This window comes from Mesorhizobium sp. M7A.F.Ca.AU.001.01.1.1, from assembly GCF_004022735.1.
Classification (GTDB): Bacteria; Pseudomonadota; Alphaproteobacteria; order Rhizobiales; family Rhizobiaceae; genus Mesorhizobium; species Mesorhizobium ciceri.
Window position 1 is genome coordinate 1 of record NZ_RZPF01001024.1, and the last position, 1,604, is coordinate 1,604.

3 protein-coding genes are annotated in these 1,604 nt (G+C 66.1%); 2 read left to right on the forward strand and 1 reads right to left on the reverse strand.

What is annotated here, in order from left to right; translation table 11 throughout:
- On the forward strand, positions 1 to 532 hold a 532-nt coding region (locus EN884_RS35345), incomplete at its 5' end, for an ATP-binding cassette domain-containing protein (protein ID WP_128361100.1).
- Positions 529 to 1,260, forward strand: a complete 732-nt coding sequence (locus tag EN884_RS35350; RefSeq protein ID WP_082826775.1) for an ABC transporter ATP-binding protein — start codon at positions 529 to 531, stop codon at positions 1,258 to 1,260. The genes EN884_RS35345 and EN884_RS35350, both read left to right, overlap by 4 nt.
- A 26-nt stretch (positions 1,261 to 1,286) precedes the next feature.
- Here the strand turns inward: EN884_RS35350 and EN884_RS35355 are convergent.
- Positions 1,287 to 1,604, reverse strand: a 318-nt coding sequence (locus EN884_RS35355; protein ID WP_164895400.1) for an FCD domain-containing protein, incomplete at its 5' end; no start/stop codon positions are given.

Sequence of the window (1,604 nt, forward strand, 5' to 3'; positions counted from 1 at the left end):
CGGGAGCGACATCACCGGTCTCAAGCCGCATGCCATATCGCGAGCCGGGATCGGCTACACCTTTCAGCAAGCGATGGCCTTTGCCGGCCTCGGGGTGCTGGAGAATGTCCAGATCGCTGGCGAACATGCGAGGGCAGGCGGCACTGCCAATCCGTGGCCGACACCAGAGGCCCTGCTCGACTTCGTCGGCCTGAAGGCGCTTGCCGGCGAGAAAGCCGGCGTGCTGCCGTTCGGCAGCCTGCGCCTGCTCGGCCTGGCGCTGGCGCTGGCCACGCGGCCGTCGCTGCTTCTGCTTGATGAACCCGCCGCCGGCCTCAACGACCGCGAAACCTCTGCCCTTGTCGGCCTTGTTCGCCAGTTGCCGGGCCATGGCATCACGGTCTGCGTCATCGACCACGACATGAAGCTGATGCAGATGCTGTGCCGGCGCCTTGCCGTGCTCGACTTCGGCTCCAAGATCGCCGACGGGCCGACCGAAAAGGTGCTTGCCGATCCCAAGGTGCTGGACGTCTACCTCGGAGGCGATCTGTGAACCTGCTCGCCGTCTCCGATGTCGTCACCGGCTATGGGCCGACCATCGTCAACCGTGGCGTCTCGCTGACATTGGCCGAAGGCGAAATCGTCACCATCCTCGGACCCAATGGCGCCGGCAAGTCGACGCTGCTCAAGGCTATCGCCGGGCTGATCAAACCCCGCTCGGGCAACATCGCTTTCGACGGCGCCGACGTCACCGGGTCCGCCGCCGATGTGATGGCCAGGCGCGGCGTCGTGCTGGTGCCGGAGGGCAGAAAAATCTTCGTCGAGATGACGGTCGAGGAGAATTTGCGCCTCGGCGCCTATGCGCGCCGCGACGAGGCGGCCGTCGAGGCCGACTTCCAGACCATGCTTGCCTTCTTTCCGATCCTCGCCACCAAGCGCCGCGACCGGGGCGGCTCGCTGAGCGGCGGCCAGCAGCAGATGCTGGCGATCGCGCGCGGGCTGATGACGCGGCCGCGCGTGCTCTTGCTCGACGAGCCGTCGCTCGGCCTGTCGCCGCTGCTGGTCAAGGAGATCAAGGCGATCATCCTCGATATCGGCGGGCGCTTCGGCGCTTCGGTGCTGCTGGTCGAACAGAATGCCGGCCTGGCGCTCGCGGTCGCCGCGCGCGGCTACCTCATGCAGAACGGCCGCATCGTCGTCTCCGGGCCGATCGCCGAATTGCGCGACATGTCGCTGATGCGCGAACTCTATCTCGGCGGTGTGGCAGGGGCGCCCGCATGAGCGCGCAGTCAGTCGTGGCTTGCCCCTTATTCGTGAACAGCTTTGTCGCGCAAATCTTCGAAGCGAGCATAGCTCTTGGTCAAATGGTTGCGCATGGCGCGCCGCGCCGCGTTGACATCCCTGGCTTCGATCGCGGCAAGGATGGCGCGATGCTCGCGCTGCATGCGGTTGAGGTATTTTTCCCGCTCGGCTTCGGTCATCCGGTCGAGCCGCGTCCATTGGCGCGGGATCATGGCGCTGCCGAACGTGTCGAACAGCCGGGTGAAATTGGGGTTCTGCGTTGCCGCGAGAATGGCGCGGTGGAAACCAAAGTCCTCTTCCGAGCCGGAGCCGCCGGCACGCAC